The organism is Acidovorax soli, from assembly GCF_900107605.1.
GTDB classification, from domain to species: domain Bacteria; phylum Pseudomonadota; class Gammaproteobacteria; order Burkholderiales; family Burkholderiaceae_C; genus Acidovorax; species Acidovorax soli.
In genome coordinates, this window is sequence record NZ_FNQJ01000003.1 from 157932 (window position 1) to 175906 (window position 17975).

The window sequence follows — 17975 nt, forward strand, 5'->3', positions numbered from 1 at the left end:
ATGGCGGTGGGCTGGGTTACCGCCCTCAAGCTGGTTCCCTGGGGCGATGTCCTGGAGGCAACGCCCCAGATCCTGCAGGCAGCCAAGAAGCTGCTGGGCACCACGCGCCAAGGTACTGCGGATGCCGCTGCAGGCAAACTGGCGGATACGGACGGCGCAGCCGCTCCCCCGGTCACCCTGCAACTGCAGCAATTGCGCGAACGCGTGGCGCGGCTAGAACTGGAGCAGCAGGAATCAGCCCTGTTGATCCAGTCCCTGGCCGAACAGCATGCCCAGGTGGTGCAGGCGGTCGAGGCACTGCGCCTGCGCAACCGGCGCCTCACGGCAGCCGTCGCCATACTGGGGACGTTGTGCGTGGGCCTGCTGGCGTGGGCACTGCGGCCGTAGCATCGCTCGCAGCACCAAACCGCTTTTATTTTGATAGCTGCTAGCGCTTATGTATAAGCGCTAGCAGCTATTTTCATTAGAAGTCGTCGCCCGACCCCATCGCCAGGCTTTCGAAGCGCGTCTGCGACTTCTGGAAGAACAGCTTCACGGTGCCGGTGGGGCCATTGCGCTGCTTGCCGATGATGACCTCGGCCACATTCGGCTCCTTGCTGTCCTTGTTGTAGTAGTCGTCGCGGTAGATGAACATGATGATGTCCGCATCCTGCTCGATGGCGCCCGACTCGCGCAAATCGCTCATCATGGGGCGCTTGTCGGTGCGCTGCTCCACCGAACGGTTGAGCTGCGACAACGCGATCACCGGGCACTGCAGCTCCTTGGCCAGCATCTTCAGGCCGCGCGAGATCTCGCCCAGCTCGGTGGCCCGGTTCTCGCCCTGCGAGCCGCTGGAGCCGCTCATCAGCTGCAGATAGTCCACCACGATCAGGCCCAGCTTGCCGCACTGGCGCGCCAGGCGCCGCGCATTGGCGCGCAGCTCCGACGGCGTCAGGCCCGGTGTTTCATCGATGTGCAGCGACACGGTGCGCAGTTTTTCGATGGCCTCGGTCAGGCGCGGCCATTCCTCGTCGGAGAGCTTGCCGGTGCGCAGGTTGCCCTGGTTGATGCGGCCAATCGAGCCCACGATACGCACGGCCAGCTGCGCGGCGCCCATTTCCATCGAGAAAATGGCCACGGGCAGGCCTTCGTTCAGCGCCACATGCTCGGCAATGTTCACGGCAAACGCCGTCTTGCCCATGGACGGACGCGCCGCCAGCACCACCATGTCGCCGGCCTGCAGACCCGAGGTCATGCGGTCGAGGTCGATGAACCCGGTGGGCACGCCGGTGATGTCGTTCGGGTTGTCGGCCATCTCCTGCACGCGGTCGAGCAGGTCCACCACCAGCGTGTCCATGGCCTGAAAGCCCTGCTTCATCCGCGAGCCTTCCTCGCCGATGTTGAAGATCTTCTGCTCGGCCTCGTCCAGGATCTTGTCGACCGGACGCCCCTGCGGATTGAACGCATTGGTGGCGATCTCGTCGCTGGCCGTGACCAGCTTGCGCAGGATGGCGCGCTCGCGCACGATCTCGGCGTAACGCCGGATGTTGCTCGCGCTCGGCACATACTGCGCCAGATTGTTCAGGTACCCCAGGCCACCGATTTCCTCGGCCTTGCCCAGCCCCTGGAGCTGCTCGTACACCGTGATCACGTCGGCGGGCTTGCTGCCATTGATCAGGCCACCGATGGCGGCATAGATCAGCTTGTGCTCGTAGCGATAAAAGTCGCCATCCTTGAGCAGGTCGCCCACGCGGTCCCAGGCGTTGTTGTCCAGCAGCAGCCCGCCGAGCACACTCGATTCCGCCTCGATCGAGTGCGGTGGCACGCGCAACTGGGCAATTTCGCGATCCGGCAGGGGCGGAGCAAAACCGTGGTCTTCGAGCGGGGGAAAAACAGCGGACATGGGGTTCCTTGGGACAGGCGTTCAATGCTAGCGCAGAGCAGCCTGGCGGGATGGGGACAAGCCTGTGGATAACCAGGTGGCAGACTGTGGATGGCCCTGTATGGGCGTACCGCACCAAAAACAAAAGCCGCCCGAGGGCGGCTTTTGCACAACGTCACGAAATGACGATGGAGCGACGATCAGGCGGTTTCGCCGTAGACCGACACGTTGACTTCCACCACCACATCGGTGTGCAGAGCCACGCTGACAGCCGTTTCGCTGACAACCTTGATAGGGCCGTTGGGCAGGCGAACCTGGGCCTTCACCACCTTGTAGCCTTGCTTGTTCAGCTCTTCGGCGATGTCATGGTTGGTCACGGAACCGAACAGACGGCCGTCCACGCCCGCCTTTTGCGTCAGCTTGACGGTGGTACCGGCCAGCTTTTCGCCTTCAGCCTGGGCTTGTGCCAGCTTGGCAGCGGCTGCCTTTTCGAGTTCGGCGCGCTTGGCTTCGAACTCGGCCTTGTTGGCTTCGGTGGCGCGGCGTGCACGGCCCGAAGGAATCAGGAAGTTGCGGGCGTAGCCGTCTTTCACCTTGACGATTTCGCCGAGGTTGCCGAGGTTCACAACCTTGTCGAGCAGAATGATTTGCATGGGTTGTGCTCCTTAGATCTTGTGCTGGTCGCTGTAAGGCACCAGGGCCAGGAAGCGGGCGCGCTTGATGGCGGTGTTCAGCTGGCGCTGGAAAATGGCGCGCGTGCCGGTCAGGCGTGCGGGAATGATCTTGCCGTTTTCGGCGATGAAATCGCGCAGCGTGTCGACATCCTTGTAGTCGATTTCTTCAACACCGGTCACCGTGAAGCGGCAAAAGCGCTTGCGCTTGAACAGCAGGGACTGGGTGTTGCGCTTTGGGCGCTTGTCTTTGTTGAACTTCTTGAACGTGGCCATTGCGGACCCCTTGAAAATTAATTTTGTTGAATATCCTGGATGTGGAGCACTGCGTTCTTGCCGTTGCGCGGTGTGGCCAGAAATCCACTGAAAGTCCAGAGACTTCCGATGTTCTGCCGGGCCAACCGTTCGGCCATTGCACCAAAGGCAACGGCTTTCATGGCAGCCTTGACGTCCCGGGGCTGGCCTGCTTCGGTTTGCTGGGACTCGTGTTCGAGTCGCAGGGCGATGGCAGGCAATCCAGCGGGGGTGTAGCGCAGGGCCTCGGCCTCAGCGATACATGCAGTCAAGACAACGCGGTTTTCCACTCCCGTGAGGGCTGGAAGATCAGCGGTCGTTGGCCGCTGCGTACTCGGCCTGGCTGACCTTGCGGGCTTCTTCGCGCTCGACGGTCTTCATCATCGAAGACGGGCCGGTCTCGGCCTTCTTCTTCTGAACCGTCAGGTGGCGCAGCACGGCGTCGTTGAACTTGAAGGCGTGCTCCAGTTCAGCCATCACGGCCTGGTCGGCTTCGATGTTCACGCACAGGTAGTGGGCCTTGGCCAGCTTGTTGATCAGGTACGCCAGTTGACGGCGGCCCCAGTCTTCCACGCGGTGCACCTTGCCACCGCCAGCGGTGATCATGCCCTTGTAGCGCTCCAGCATGGCTGGAACTTGTTCGCTTTGATCCGGATGGATCAACAAAATGATTTCGTAATGACGCATGCATACTCCTTTTGGGTAAGACCACCCACTGCGTCTCGAAGTGGTGTGGCAAGGCAAAGCCGGCAATTATAACCAGCATGTTTGCGCTTGTACACTCCCGGCCTGATCCATGCGTTCCTTCGGTGTCAGCGGACATGGATAAAGCGCCCTGGCGCTGCCGCAGGCCTTGAAATACGGGCCACCCGCCCCATCCTTGTCGCGTATCCGTACGTTTCATAAAAATTCCGACATGCCAGATAACAGCCAGTCCTCCACCCTCCCAAGCAATCCCGCCCCCGAAGAAGCCGAGGCCGCCATGGCCGCCAACGCTTCTGATGAAATGGCCCGCCTGCAGGGCGAGCTGGCCGAACTCAAGGCCAAGAGCGCCGATCTGGCCGACCAGTTCCTGCGCGCCAAGGCCGAGGCAGAGAACGCCCGCCGCCGCGCGGAAGACGAGGTCTCCAAGGCCCGCAAGTTCGGCATCGAGAGCTTTGCCGAAAGCCTGCTGCCCGTCTGCGACAGCCTGGACGCCGCCCTGGCCATCCAGAACGCCACGGCCCAGCAACTGCGCGAAGGCTCCGACGCCACGCTGCGCCAGCTGCAGGCCGCCCTGGAACGCAACAAGGTGCAGGCCATCAACCCGGCCGCCGGCGACAAGTTCGATCCGCACCAGCACCAGGCCATCAGCGTGGTGCCGGCCGAGCAGGAGGCGAACACCGTTGTGGCCGTGCTGCAAAAAGGCTATGTGATCGCCGAGCGCGTGCTGCGCCCCGCCCTGGTGACCGTGGCCGCCGCCAAATAATTTCACGGAACCAGCTTGAAGCCCTTCAAGTTATCCACAAGTTACTAGCTATCCAACCATTCCAACATTGCGGAGAAGAACATGGGAAAAATCATCGGTATCGACCTGGGCACCACCAACAGCTGCGTGTCCGTCATGGAAGGCAACACCACGCGCGTGATCGAGAACTCGGAAGGTGCCCGCACCACGCCGTCGATCGTGGCCTACCAGGAAGATGGTGAAGTGCTGGTCGGCGCCTCGGCCAAGCGCCAGGCCGTGACCAACCCCAAGAACACGCTGTACGCCATCAAGCGCCTGATCGGCCGCAAGTTCACCGAGAAGGAAGTGCAAAAGGACATCGACCTGATGCCCTACAAGATCACGGCCGCCGACAATGGCGACGCCTGGGTGGAAGTGCGCGGCAACAAGATCTCGGCCCAGCAGGTCAGCGCCGACATTCTGCGCAAGATGAAGAAGACCGCCGAAGACTACCTGGGCGAGCCCGTCACCGAAGCCGTGATCACCGTGCCCGCCTACTTCAACGATGCCCAGCGCCAGGCCACCAAGGACGCCGGCCGCATCGCCGGCCTGGAAGTCAAGCGCATCATCAACGAGCCCACCGCTGCAGCCCTGGCCTTCGGTCTGGACAAGCAGGAAAAGGGCGACCGCAAGATCGCCGTGTACGACCTCGGTGGCGGCACGTTCGACGTGTCCATCATCGAAATCGCTGACGTCGATGGCGAAAAGCAGTTCGAAGTGCTGTCAACCAACGGCGACACCTTCCTGGGTGGCGAAGACTTCGACCAGCGCATCATCGACTACATCATTGCCGAGTTCAAGAAAGAGCAAGGCGTGGACCTGTCCAAGGACGTGCTGGCCCTGCAGCGCCTGAAGGAAGCCGCCGAAAAGGCCAAGATCGAGCTGTCCAACAGCGCGCAGACCGACATCAACCTGCCCTACATCACGGCCGATGCCTCGGGCCCCAAGCACCTGAACATCAAGCTCACGCGTGCCAAGCTCGAAGCCCTGGTGGAAGAGCTGATCGAGCGCACCATCGCCCCCTGCCGCACCGCCATGAAGGACGCCGGCATCAGCGTGTCCGACATCAACGACGTGATCCTGGTCGGCGGCATGACGCGCATGCCCAAGGTGCAGGAGAAGGTCAAGGAATACTTCGGCAAGGAACCCCGCAAGGACGTGAACCCTGACGAAGCCGTGGCCGTGGGCGCGGCCATCCAGGGCCAGGTGCTGTCGGGCGACCGCAAGGACGTGCTGCTGCTGGACGTGACGCCATTGAGCCTGGGCATCGAGACTCTGGGCGGCGTGATGACCAAGATGATCACGAAGAACACGACCATCCCCACCAAGTTCGCTCAGACCTTCTCCACCGCCGACGACAACCAGCCGGCCGTGACCATCAAGGTCTACCAGGGCGAGCGCGAGATGGCCAGCGGCAACAAGCTGCTGGGCGAGTTCAACCTGGAAGGCATTCCACCTGCATCGCGCGGCACGCCGCAGATCGAGGTGTCGTTCGACATCGACGCCAACGGCATCCTGCACGTGGGCGCCAAGGACAAGGGCACAGGCAAGGAAAACAAGATCACCATCAAGGCGAACTCCGGCCTGTCCGAGGACGAGATCCAAAAGATGGTCAAGGACGCCGAGCTGAACGCCGCCGACGACAAGAAGAAGCTCGAACTGATCCAGGCCCGCAACCAGGGCGAGGCTGCCGTGCACAGCGTGAACAAGAGCCTGGCCGAGCATGGCGACAAGCTCGACGCCGGCGAAAAGGATGCGATCACCGCTGCGGTCAAGGCACTGGAAGAAGCGCTCAAGGGCGAGGACAAGGACGCCATCGACGCCAAGACCACGGCGCTGATGGCTGCCAGCCAGAAGCTGGGCGAGAAGATGTACGCCGAGACCCAGGCTGCGCAGGCCGCCCAGGCAGCCGGTGGCGCGGACGCGGCAGGCGCATCGGCGTCGTCGGGCAAGGCCGCGGACGACGACAACGTGGTCGACGCCGAAGTGAAGGAAGTCAAGAAGGGCTAAAGCAGCCCTTGCTGACCCGAGCCGCCGCGCCGGCCCCTTTCCAGGGTGCCTGCGCGGCGTTCCTCTTCCAACCAGGCTGATTCATCCATGTCCAAAAGAGACTATTACGAGGTCCTCGGCGTTCCCAAGAACGCCTCCGAGGACGAAATCAAGAAGGCCTATCGCAAGCTGGCGATGAAGCACCACCCTGACCGCAACCAGGGGGATAGCGCCAAGGGCGCCGAGGAGAAATTCAAGGAGGCCAAAGAGGCCTACGAGATGCTTTCCGATGCCCAGAAGCGCGCGGCCTACGACCAGTACGGCCACGCTGGCGTGGACCCGAACATGCGCGGCCCCGGTGGCCCCGGTGCGGAAGGGTTTGGCGGCTTCGCCGAGGCCTTCGGCGACATCTTCGGTGACATGTTCGGCCAGCAGGGCGGACGCGGGCGTGGTGCGGGCGGCCGTCAGGTGTACCGCGGCAGCGACCTCAGCTACGCCATGGAAATCACCCTCGAAGAAGCCGCGCGCGGCAAGGATGCACAGATCCGCATTCCATCGTGGGAAAGCTGCGACACCTGCCACGGCAGCGGCGCCAAGCCCGGCACCAGCGCCAAGACCTGCACCACCTGCAGCGGAAGCGGCACAGTGCAGATGCGCCAGGGTTTCTTCAGCGTGCAGCAGACCTGCCCGCACTGCCGCGGCACGGGCAAGATCATTCCCGAGCCCTGCACGTCCTGCCACGGCCAGGGCCAGCTCAAGAAGCAAAAGACGCTGGAAGTGAAGATTCCGGCCGGCATCGACGACGGCATGCGCATCCGCAGCACCGGCAACGGCGAGCCGGGCACCAACGGCGGCCCGCCGGGTGATCTGTACATCGAGATCCGCCTGAAGAAGCACGACATCTTCGAGCGCGATGGCGACGACCTGCACTGCCAGGTGCCGGTGAGCTTCATCACCGCGGCACTCGGTGGCGAGATCGAGGTGCCCACGCTCGCCGGCAAGGCCGCCATCGACATCCCCGAAGGCACGCAGGCCGGCAAGCAGTTCCGACTGCGCGGCAAGGGCATCAAGGGCGTGCGCGCCAGCTACCCCGGCGACCTGTATTGCCACATCACGGTGGAAACACCCGTCAAGCTGACCGAGCACCAGCGCAAGCTGCTGCGCGAGCTGGATGAATCGCTGAAGAAGGGTGGCGGCCGCCACTCGCCCAGCGGCGAGAGCTGGACCGACCGGCTGAAGAACTTCTTCAGCTGAACGCGTGGCGCCGCATCGGGCGCCGGCCATGGCACACCAGGCTGCCCCGCACCGCGCGGGGCAGCCTTTTTTCTTGCGCCCGCGTTCCTGCCGCGCGTCCTCCCGCAATCTTTGCCAGCGCAGCTTGATCTGAATCACCTTTCGACCCGCTCCACCCCGAGAAGTCAGCCAGCACAGGCCGCTACGATGGCAGCCATCGGCATGCATGGAGGATCGCAATGGAAGTCAACATCACCTTTCTGGGCGGCGCGGGCACCGTCACCGGCTCCAAATACCTGGTGCGCCACAACGGCCACAGCATGCTGGTCGATTGCGGCCTGTTCCAGGGCTACAAGCAGCTGCGCCTGCGCAACTGGCAGCCCCTGCCCCTCACGCCCCACCAGATCGATGCCGTGGTGCTGACCCACGCGCACCTGGACCACAGCGGCTACCTGCCCCTGCTGGCACGCGATGGCTATACCAAGGCCATCCACTGCACGCCCGGCACGCGCGACCTGTGCGCCATCCTGCTGCCCGACAGCGGGCACCTGCAGGAAGAAGACGCCGCCTTCCTGAACCGCCACCAGCTCTCGCAGCACGCACCGGCGCTGCCGCTGTACACCCGGCTGGATGCGCAGCACTGCATGAAGCAGTTCCGCCCCCACGCGTTCCACAAGGCCTTCGAGCCCATTCCCGGCTGGCGCGTGACCTTCACGCCGGCCGGACATATCCTGGGCGCGGCCAGCGTGCTGCTGGAAGTGGGCGGGCGACGCATCCTGTTCTCGGGCGATCTGGGCCGGCCCGATGACCTGCTCATGAACCCGCCCGAGGCTCCGCCGCAGGCCGACACCGTGCTGGTCGAAGCCACTTATGGCGACCGCCAGCACCCGCAGGAAGACATCCTGCAAGAGCTGGCCCCCGCCCTGCAACGCCTGGCCCAGCGCGGCGGCGTGGCCGTGGTGCCGGTGTTTGCCGTGGGCCGGGCGCAGGCCGTGCTGCACGCCATCAACCTGCTCAAGAAGCAGGGCAGCATTGCGCGGTCGCTGCCGGTGTTTCTGGACAGCCCCATGGCCGTGAGCACCACCGGGCTGTTCGCGCACCACACGGGCGAGCACCGGCTGACCAGGCACGAGGCCGATGCCCTCGCGCACTGCGCCACCATGGTGCAGACCACCGACGAATCGAAGGCCCTGGCGCGCCGCCACGGGCCCATGGTGATCCTGTCGGCCAGCGGCATGGCCACGGGGGGGCGCGTGCTGCACCACCTGGCCCTGTACGCGGGCGACCACCGCAACATGGTCATCATCACCGGCTACCAGGCGCCGGGCACGCGCGGCGCGCGCATCGCCAGCGGCGAAAAGACCACGCGCATCCACGGGCAGGACATTGATGTGCGCGCCGAGGTGGTGCAGCTCACGTCCGCCTCGGCCCATGCCGACGCCAACCAGACGCTGGCCTGGCTGCGCAGCATGGGGCACGCGCCCGACCGGGTGTTTGTGGTGCACGGCGAGATGGGCGCGGCCGACATGCTGCGCCAGCGCATCGAACATGAGCTGCGCTGGCGCGCCACGGTGCCCGAGCATGGCAGCACGCTCCCTGCCTGAAGGTGCGGGATCAGCATCTCATCAACTGGATGAATCCGCCTCTTGCACGATGAATGCCATCGCATTCAGCGATGGCAACAAACAATAATTGAGCTGAGAATACACAGTCTTCTCGAAACAAGAAGACTACACCCCATCCCATGAAAAGCTCCGAGCGCAGTTTTGCGCGCCGTATCGACCTCACCTCGCTGCAACTGTTTGTGGCGGTGTGCGAGCTCGGCAGCATCGGCCGCGCGGCGGAGCGCGAGTTCATTGCCGCCTCGGCCGTCAGCAAGCGGCTGTCCGACCTGGAGACCGCCGTCGACACCGCCCTGCTCTATCGCCACAGCCGGGGCGTGACGCTCACGCCTGCCGGCGAGAGCCTGCTGCACCATGCGCGCACCGTGCTGTTTGGCCTGGAGCGCATGCAGGGCGAACTCAGCGAATACGCCGAAGGCGTGCGCGGCCATGTGCGCATGCATGCCAACATCTCGGCCATCGTGCAGTTTCTGCCCGAGGACCTGGGCGCTTTTGCGCGCGCCCACAGCCAGGTCAAGATTGATCTTCAGGAACACTTGAGCAGCGATGTGCTGCACGCCGTGCAGGAAGGCGCGGCCGACTTGGGGCTGTGCAACACCGGCGGCCCCGCCGCCGCCGATCTGCAAAGCCGCCCTTACCGCACCGACCGTCTGGTGCTGGTTGTGCCTGCAGCGCACGCCCTGTCTGCGCAAGAAGCGATCCATTTTGAAGAAGTGCTGGACTGGGACATTGTCGGCCTGCATGCCAACAGCAGCATCAGCCTGGCCATGCGCGCTGCTGCGGCGGCGGCCGGCCGGCCCCTGCGCCAGCGCATCCAGGTCACCGGGCTCGACGCCATGTGCCGCATGATCGACAACGGCCTGGGCGTGGGCCTGCTCCCCGACCGGGCCTTTGCCCTCATGCAGGGTGTGGGCCGCCTGCAGGCCGTGCCCCTGGCCGACCCCTGGGCACGGCGCGAACTGCGCCTGGTGGCCCGCGATTTCGACGCCCTGCCCGTGACGGCCCGGCTGCTCGTGGAACACCTGGCACCCCCACGCGCGGCACTTTGACGCACCCCTAAAATCCAACCACCCCACCTGAAAGTAGAAAGCCACGCCATGGGACGCACCCTGTACGACAAGATCTGGGACGAGCATGTCGTCCACACCGAAGAGGACGGCACCTCCATCCTCTACATCGACCGCCATCTGGTGCACGAGGTCACCAGCCCCCAGGCCTTTGAAGGCCTGCGCGAGGCCGGCCGCAAGGTCTGGCGCATGAGTTCCATCGTGGGCACGGCCGACCACAACACGCCCACCACCGGCTGGGAGCGCGGCTACGACGGCATTGCCGATCCCATCAGCAAGGAGCAGATCACCACGCTGAACGACAACATGGCGCAGATCACGCCAGCGGCGTTCTTCCCCTTCATGCACAAGCGCCAGGGCATCGTCCACGTGATCGGCCCCGAAAACGGCGCCACCCTGCCCGGCATGACCGTGGTCTGCGGCGACAGCCACACCAGCACCCATGGCGCGTTTGGTGCGCTGGCCCACGGCATCGGCACCTCCGAGGTCGAGCACGTGATGGCGACCCAGACCCTGCTGGCCAAGAAGGCCAAGAACATGCTGGTGCAGGTGGACGGCCAGCTGGCCAAAGGCGTGACCCCCAAGGACGTGGTGCTGGCCATCATCGGCAAGATCGGCACGGCCGGCGGCACGGGCTACACCATCGAATTTGCCGGCTCGGTGTTCCGCGCCATGAGCATGGAAGGCCGCATGACCGTGTGCAACATGGCCATCGAAGGCGGCGCGCGCGCGGGCCTGGTGGCGGTGGACGACAAGACCATCGAATACGTCAAGGGCCGCCCCCTGTCGCCCACGGGCGTGGAGTGGGACCAGGCCGTGGCCTACTGGAAGACGCTGCACTCGGATGCCGACGCGGTGTTCGACACCGTCGTCAAGCTCGACGCCGCCACCATAGTGCCCCAAGTCACCTGGGGCACCTCACCCGAGATGGTGCTGGGCGTGGACGCCCGCGTGCCCGACCCGGACAAGGAAAAGGACGCCAACAAGCGCGGCGCCATCGAGCGCGCTCTCACCTACATGGGCCTGCAACCGGGCAAGGCGATCAACGACATCACCATCGACAAGGTGTTCATCGGCTCGTGCACCAACAGCCGTATCGAAGACATGCGCGAAGCCGCCGCCGTGGTGAAGAACCTGGGCCGCAAGGTCGCCAGCAACGTCAAGCTGGCGATGGTGGTGCCCGGCTCGGGCCTGGTCAAGGAACAGGCCGAGCGCGAAGGCCTGGACAAGATCTTTGTCGCCGCGGGCTTTGAATGGCGCGAGCCCGGCTGCAGCATGTGCCTGGCCATGAACGCCGACCGGCTGGAGCCCGGTGAGCGCTGCGCCAGCACCAGCAACCGCAACTTCGAAGGCCGCCAGGGTGCTGGTGGTCGCACCCACTTGGTGAGCCCCGCCATGGCCGCAGCGGCTGCCGTGCACGGTCATTTTGTGGACATTCGCCAATTCGCCTGAAGGAGACCGCCATGAAGAAGATCGCCACCCTTATCGCCCTGTCCGCCGCTTTCCTGCTGGCTGGATGCAACACCGTCAAAGGCGTGGGCCAGGACATCGAACGCGCAGGCAGCGCCATCGAACGCGCCGCCAAGTAACAAAGAACGCCATGCAGAAATTCACTTTGCTCAAGGGGATCGTCGCCCCCATGGACCGCGAGAACGTCGATACCGACGCCATCATTCCCAAGCAGTTCCTCAAGTCGATCAAGAAGACCGGCTTTGGTGTGAACCTGTTTGACGAATGGCGCTACCTGGACCACGGCGAGCCCGGCCAGGACCCCGCCAGCCGCCAACCCAACCCCGACTTCGTGCTCAACCAGCCGCGCTACCAGGGCGCCTCCATCCTGCTGGCGCGCAAGAACTTCGGCTGCGGCTCCAGCCGCGAGCACGCGCCCTGGGCGCTGGACCAGTACGGCTTTCGCGCCGTGATCGCGCCGAGCTTTGCCGACATCTTCTTCAACAACTGCTTCAAGAACGGCCTTCTGCCCATCGTGCTGCCCGAAGCCACGGTGGCCCAGCTATTCGACGAAGTGGCCGCCTTCCCCGGCTACCAGCTCACCATCGACCTGGAGCGCCAGGTCATCGTGCGCCCCCAAGGCGAAGAGATCGCGTTCGAGGTGCAGGCCTTCCGCAAGTACTGCCTGCTCAACGGTTTTGACGACATCGGCCTGACCCTGCGCCAGTCCGACAAGATCAAGGCCTTTGAAGCCCAGCGCCTGGCCACCAAGCCCTGGCTCGCGCACACCATGGTGTCGTGAGACCGTGCAGGCATCGAAAGCATCAGTCAAACTGGCATCTAGCGTTTTAATCATAAGCGCTGAACGCTATCAAAAGTAAAGCATCCGACAATGAAAATCGCAGTTCTACCAGGTGACGGCATTGGCACCGAAATCGTGGCCGAGGCCGTCAAGGTTCTCAAGGCGCTCGACCTGAAGTTCGAGATGGAGTCCGCCCTGGTCGGCGGCGTGGCCTATGACGCCCACGGACACCCCCTGCCCGAGTCCACCCTCCAGCTCGCCAAGGAAGCCGACGCCATCCTGTTTGGCGCCGTGGGCGACTGGAAGTACGACAAGCTCGACCGACCCCTGCGCCCCGAGCAGGCCATCCTGGGCCTGCGCAAGCACCTGGGCCTGTTCGCCAACTTCCGCCCCGCCATCTGCTACGAGCAACTGGTGGACGCTTCCAGCCTCAAGCCCGAGCTGATCGCCGGGCTGGACATCCTCATCATCCGCGAGTTGACCGGTGACATCTACTTCGGCCAGCCGCGTGGACGCCGCGTGGCCACCGACGGCCACTTCCCCGGTGCCGAGGAAGCCTTCGACACCATGCGCTACAGCCGCCCCGAGATCGAGCGCATCGCCCACGTCGCCTTCCAGGCCGCGCGCAAGCGGAGCAAGAAGGTGACCAGCGTGGACAAGGCCAACGTGCTGGAGACCTTCCAGTTCTGGAAGGACGTGATGACCGAGGTGGGCCAGCAATACCCCGACGTGGAACTGCAGCACATGTACGTGGACAACGCCGCCATGCAGCTCGTGAAGGCCCCCAAGGCGTTTGACGTGGTAGTCACCGGCAACATGTTTGGCGACATCCTGTCGGACGAAGCCTCCATGCTCACCGGTTCCATCGGCATGCTGCCCTCCGCATCGCTCAACAGCAAAAACCAGGGGCTGTACGAGCCCAGCCACGGCAGCGCCCCCGACATCGCCGGCAAGGGCGTGGCCAATCCGCTGGCCACCATCCTCTCGGCCGCGATGATGCTGCGCTTCAGCCTGAACCAGGAGGAAGCCGCCCAGCGCATCGAGGCCGCCGTGCAAAAGGTGCTGGCCCAGGGCCTGCGCACGCCCGACATCTACAGCGAAGGCACCACCAAGGTAGGCACGGCGCAAATGGGGGATGCGGTGGTGAAGGCGCTGGGATAAATAAATAAGCCCCGCGGACACGACACCAGGGCGGCCCCGTGCCGCCCTTTCGCTTTTTGCGGACCTCGCGGCGGCGCCCCGCAAACGGGCGTCAAGCCACCATCCGCTACAATCCGAACCATGTTTGTCGCCCGCCCGTTCGCCCTGAACACAGCATCCGCCGCCCTGGCCGGTGTGGCTGCGCGCGCAATCACCACCAAAACCACGACCATTAAGGACTGATCCAGCTCCGGTTCGTCGTGCGCCCTCCCTGGCCAGACGAGCCGGGGCAAAACAGCCAGGTCTGGCACTGTTTCTTACTTTGAAAGGGCGTTGAAATGAGCAAGTTGGTAGGTTTGGTCGGCTGGCGCGGCATGGTCGGCTCGGTGTTGATGGACCGCATGGTGCAGGAGAAGGATTTCGATCTGATCGAGCCCCTGTTCTTCTCCACCTCCAACGCCGGCGGCAAAGCCCCTGCACAAGCCAAGAACGAAACCACGCTGCAGGATGCGTTCAACATCGACGCCCTCAAGCGCTGCGACATCATCCTCACCGCCCAGGGCGGCGACTACACCAACGAGGTGTATCCCAAGTTGCGCGCAGCCGGCTGGAATGGCCACTGGATCGACGCCGCATCCTCCCTGCGCATGGAGAAGAACGCGGTCATCGTGCTCGACCCGGTGAACATGCCCGTCATCCAGAACGCGCTGGCGAACGGCGGCAAGGACTGGATCGGCGGCAACTGCACCGTCAGCTGCATGCTGATGGGCGTGGGCGCGCTGTACAAGGCCGGCCTTGTCGAATGGATGAGCACCCAGACCTACCAGGCCGCCAGCGGCGGCGGCGCCCAGCACATGCGCGAGCTGCTCACGCAGTACGGCACGCTGAACGCCGAGGTGGCGGACCTGCTCCATGATCCCAAGAGTGCCATCCTGGAGATCGACCGCAAGGTCATCGCCAAGCAGCGCAGCCTCACCGCCGCTGAGACCGCCAATTTCGGCGTGCCGCTGGGCGGCAGCCTGATCCCCTGGATCGACAAGGACCTGGGCATCGGCAAGAGCCAGGACGAGCCTGGCTGGGGCACATCCAAGGAAGAATGGAAGGGCATGGCCGAGACGAACAAGATCCTCGGCATGGGCGAAGGCTTCAACTCGGCCGCCATCCCGGTCGATGGCTTCTGCGTGCGCGTGGGCGCCATGCGCTGCCACAGCCAGGCCCTGACCTTCAAGCTCAGGAAGAATGTGCCTGTGGCCGACATCGAAGCCATGATTGCGGCCGACAACCAGTGGGTGAAGGTGGTACCCAACACCCGCGAGGCGACCATCCAGGACCTGACCCCCGTGGCCGTGACCGGCACCATGACGATCCCCGTGGGCCGCATCCGCAAGCTGGCCATGGGCCCCGAGTACGTGGGCGCCTTCACTGTCGGTGATCAATTGCTGTGGGGCGCGGCAGAGCCTCTGCGCCGCATGTTGTGCATCCTCCTGAGCGCCTGAACCAGACAGATCCCGCAAGCGCGCACGGCCTCGCCGCTGCGCGCTTTTTCTTGTCCGCCCGGCCAGAAACACCCGGTTACGCTACGTTGGCAATTGACAACAAGGAAATACGCCAAAACCGGGCACCAACACCCCGCACAAAGCTTCCACGCTACCTCAGCTTGTCAGTGCAAAACATTGATGCTATGGTGCTTTTTACATATTTTCACGCGCCGGGGCGGGATCAGACCATGAGAAGAACCACGCCGCTCGACCGGGCCGCACAACCACCACTTTTGATGGCACACATGCATCGTTGGAAATTTTCTGTCCTGGCCGCTGCGGCCGTCGCATTGACCGGCTTCCATGCCGACGATGCTTCTGCCTTAGCTCTGGGTCGCATCACGGTGCAGTCTGCTCTTGGTGAGCCGCTGCGCGCCGAAATCGAACTCCCCCAAATCACCCCGGAAGAGGCTGACACCCTGCGCGCCACCACCGCTTCGCCCGAAGTGTTTCGCGCCCAGGGCATGGAGTTCAATCCGGCGGTGACCAACCTGCGCGTGCAACTGCAGCGACGTGCCAATGGCACTGCCGTGTTGCGCCTGTCCAGTGACCGCCCCGTCAACGACCCCTTTGTTGACCTGGTTCTAGACGCCTCGTGGAGCAGTGGCCACATCGTGCGCAACTACACCATGCTGTTTGATCCCCCGGCATCGCGCCGCGCAGCACCTGCCGTCACTGCGGCAGCGCAAGCCTCAGCGCCCACCGCTCAGGCACGGGGCGGCTCTGCAGCGGCAAGCGCACGCGCATCGGCTCCCGCTGCACCCCGCAGCACCGCTGCAGCCGGCCCACGCCCAGCGCCTGCCAATGGTGTCACCGTTCAGGCGGGAGACACGGCTGGCCGCCTCGCCAATGCTTACCGCCCCGCCAGCGTATCGCTGGATCAGATGCTCGTGGCACTGCTGCGCGCCAACCCGGACGCCTTCATCCAGGGCAATGTCAACCGGGTCAAGGCCGGAGCTGTGCTGCAAATGCCTGACGAGGCTTCCGCACTGGCAACGCCACCGGCCGAAGCCCGCCAGATCCTGGCGGCACAAAGCCGGGATTTCAACGATTTCCGCCGCAAACTCGCTGCGGCAGCCCCCGCGACCAAGGTGGCGGCCGCAGAGCGCTCTGCCAGCGGCACCGTACAAACCCGCATCGAAGACAAGAAGCCCGCAACGGCAGCGCCTGACAAGCTGACCCTGTCCAAGGGGTCCATCACGGGCCAGAAGGCGGCAGAAGACCAGCTGGCCAAGGACAAGCAGGCCAGCGAATCCTCGGCCCGGATGGCCGAACTGTCCAAGAACATCAACGAGTTGAACCAGCTCAGCGCGGCGTCTGCGCCAGTTGCCGAACCTGCAGCTGCTGCCTCCAGCACACCCGGCCTGGTTGCCGTGGCCACGCCGGCATCGCTGCCCAGCCAGCCAGCCGCCTCCGAGCCAGCGGCCGTTGCGGCCTCCCCTGCGGCCAGCATGCCCGCTGCAGCCGAAGCAGCCGCCTCGGATCCCGCCGTGCCAGCAAAAGCCGCTGCACCGGCATCCGCTCCTGCGCCAGCACCTGTGCCCAAGCCCGCACCCGTGCCTATGCCAGCCATCGAAACGAGCTTTCTTTCGGGCCTGATGGAAGACCCCCTGGTGCCTGCTGGGGGACTGCTCGCATTGATCGCCCTGGGGGGTTACGGTGCCTACCGCGTGGTCCAACGGCGCCGTGCCAACGCCGGTGTTGACAGTTCATTCATGGATAGCCGTGCACAACCCGACTCCTTTTTTGGCGCCAGCGGCGGCCAGCAAGTGGACACGGCCAACAGCCAGATGAGCACTGGCTCGTCCATGGCCTACTCCCCCAGCCAGCTGGATGCCGGTGGTGACGTGGATCCAGTGGCCGAAGCCGATGTGTACCTGGCATACGGCCGCGACCTCCAGGCCGAAGAAATCCTCAAGGAAGCGATTCGCCACAACCCGGCCCGCGTATCGATACGGGTCAAGCTGGCCGAGATTTACGCCAAACGACAGGATCGCAAGGCCCTGGAGGCCGTGGCAGGCGACGTATTCCAGCTCACACAGGGGGAAGGCCCGGACTGGACGCGTGTGACCGATCTGGGGCGCGATCTGGACCAGGAAAACCCGCTGTACCAGCCTGGCGGTCGCCCTGGTGCGCCAAATGGCGATGCCTTGGCCACACCCGCCGCCAGTGCGGCGAGCGCCGCGATGGCCGTGGCGTCCGCGGCAGCAACGCTGCCACCCGATCTCGACCTGGATCTGGATTTCCTCCAGGACGCTCGGACCAAGGCACCAGCTGCCGCAACCCACGAAGGTGACACCGCATCGGCCGGACTTCCACCACTGGATCTGCCCACGTTGCCGCATGCCGCTGAGCCAGCCGTGGCAGCAACCCCTGCCATCACGCCACCTCCCATGGCAGACCTGGATTTTCCAGCCACCGACGACCTCGCCATGCTCACGTCCGGGGCCATGCCGACAACGGCCAGCCTCCCGGCAGCCACCCCGCACACGGCCCCGATGGAGTTTGACCTGGGCGATCTGACGCTGGACTTGGGCACACCATCCAAACCTGTCACCGCGCCCGTATCGGCCGCGGCACCGGCCTTGGCTGACAGCGGCGTCGATGCGGCGGCAGACGATCCATTGGCAACCAAACTGGCACTGGCGCAGGAGTTCAATGCCATCGGCGATACAGACGGCGCCCGAACCCTGATCGAAGAAGTGGTCGCCGAGTCCTCGGGAGCGCTCAAGGCCCGCGCCCAGCGGCTGCTGACCGACCTGGGCTGATGCGCCCGGTCGATTCCACCGCACCGCATAACCCGACCCCGGGCCACCTATCCAG

At 64.5% G+C, this 17975-nt stretch carries 17 protein-coding genes; 12 read left to right on the forward strand and 5 right to left on the reverse strand.

All coding sequences use genetic code 11. The annotated features are described in order from the left end of the window. A complete protein-coding gene (locus BLW02_RS03970) occupies positions 1-387 on the forward strand; it encodes a TraB/GumN family protein (protein ID WP_092697132.1) in 387 nt (128 codons plus the stop codon). A gap of 76 nt (positions 388-463) precedes the next feature. On the opposite strand, the gene dnaB is transcribed toward BLW02_RS03970, so the two are convergent. From dnaB to rpsF, 5 genes are all read right to left on the reverse strand, one after another. Then, complete coding sequence (gene dnaB / locus BLW02_RS03975; protein WP_092697133.1) at positions 464-1882, reverse strand: replicative DNA helicase; 1419 nt, start codon at positions 1880-1882, stop codon at positions 464-466. A 179-nt stretch (positions 1883-2061) separates the two neighbouring features. Further along, the gene (gene rplI, locus BLW02_RS03980; RefSeq protein WP_026436441.1) at positions 2062-2514 is read right to left on the reverse strand and encodes a 50S ribosomal protein L9; all 453 of its coding nucleotides are present in this window, start codon (positions 2512-2514) and stop codon (positions 2062-2064) included. 12 nt (positions 2515-2526) lie between these two features. Next, positions 2527-2808: a 30S ribosomal protein S18 gene (rpsR, locus tag BLW02_RS03985; RefSeq protein ID WP_005795932.1), complete on the reverse strand. Its 282-nt coding sequence runs from the start codon at positions 2806-2808 to the stop codon at positions 2527-2529. A gap of 17 nt (positions 2809-2825) precedes the next feature. Further along, on the reverse strand, positions 2826-3116 hold the full coding sequence (priB, locus tag BLW02_RS03990; protein WP_092697134.1) for a primosomal replication protein N: 291 nt from the start codon (positions 3114-3116) through the stop codon (positions 2826-2828). A 19-nt stretch (positions 3117-3135) separates the two neighbouring features. Further along, positions 3136-3513, reverse strand: a complete 378-nt coding sequence (gene rpsF / locus BLW02_RS03995; protein WP_026436440.1) for a 30S ribosomal protein S6 — start codon at positions 3511-3513, stop codon at positions 3136-3138. A 229-nt stretch (positions 3514-3742) separates the two neighbouring features. Between rpsF and grpE the strand changes: the two genes are divergently transcribed. The 11 genes from grpE to BLW02_RS04050 all read left to right on the forward strand — a co-directional run bounded on the left by grpE (position 3743) and on the right by BLW02_RS04050 (position 17920). Beyond that, a complete protein-coding gene (gene grpE, locus BLW02_RS04000) occupies positions 3743-4294 on the forward strand; it encodes a nucleotide exchange factor GrpE (RefSeq protein ID WP_092697135.1) in 552 nt (183 codons plus the stop codon). A gap of 81 nt (positions 4295-4375) precedes the next feature. Further along, on the forward strand, positions 4376-6322 hold the full coding sequence (gene dnaK, locus BLW02_RS04005) for a molecular chaperone DnaK (protein WP_026436438.1): 1947 nt from the start codon (positions 4376-4378) through the stop codon (positions 6320-6322). 87 nt (positions 6323-6409) lie between these two features. Continuing rightward, positions 6410-7555, forward strand: coding sequence for a molecular chaperone DnaJ (gene dnaJ / locus BLW02_RS04010; protein WP_026436437.1), 1146 nt, complete (start codon positions 6410-6412; stop codon positions 7553-7555). A 218-nt stretch (positions 7556-7773) separates the two neighbouring features. Continuing rightward, positions 7774-9138, forward strand: a complete 1365-nt coding sequence (locus BLW02_RS04015; RefSeq protein ID WP_026436436.1) for an MBL fold metallo-hydrolase — start codon at positions 7774-7776, stop codon at positions 9136-9138. 140 nt (positions 9139-9278) lie between these two features. Further along, on the forward strand, positions 9279-10205 hold the full coding sequence (locus tag BLW02_RS04020; RefSeq protein WP_092697136.1) for a LysR family transcriptional regulator: 927 nt from the start codon (positions 9279-9281) through the stop codon (positions 10203-10205). 48 nt (positions 10206-10253) lie between these two features. After that, entirely contained in the window at positions 10254-11675 is a 1422-nt protein-coding gene (gene leuC / locus BLW02_RS04025; RefSeq protein ID WP_026436434.1) for a 3-isopropylmalate dehydratase large subunit, read from the forward strand. 11 nt (positions 11676-11686) lie between these two features. After that, entirely contained in the window at positions 11687-11812 is a 126-nt protein-coding gene (locus BLW02_RS04030; RefSeq protein WP_026436433.1) for an entericidin A/B family lipoprotein, read from the forward strand. Positions 11813-11823: 11 nt separating this feature from the next. Beyond that, positions 11824-12474, forward strand: coding sequence for a 3-isopropylmalate dehydratase small subunit (gene leuD, locus BLW02_RS04035; protein ID WP_026436432.1), 651 nt, complete (start codon positions 11824-11826; stop codon positions 12472-12474). A gap of 90 nt (positions 12475-12564) precedes the next feature. Further along, on the forward strand, positions 12565-13635 hold the full coding sequence (gene leuB / locus BLW02_RS04040; RefSeq protein ID WP_026436431.1) for a 3-isopropylmalate dehydrogenase: 1071 nt from the start codon (positions 12565-12567) through the stop codon (positions 13633-13635). A 317-nt stretch (positions 13636-13952) separates the two neighbouring features. Beyond that, positions 13953-15110, forward strand: coding sequence for an aspartate-semialdehyde dehydrogenase (gene asd / locus BLW02_RS04045; protein WP_092697137.1), 1158 nt, complete (start codon positions 13953-13955; stop codon positions 15108-15110). A gap of 287 nt (positions 15111-15397) precedes the next feature. After that, a complete protein-coding gene (locus tag BLW02_RS04050; RefSeq protein WP_244273611.1) occupies positions 15398-17920 on the forward strand; it encodes a motility hub landmark protein FimV in 2523 nt (840 codons plus the stop codon). The last annotated feature ends 55 nt before the right edge of the window (positions 17921-17975 follow it).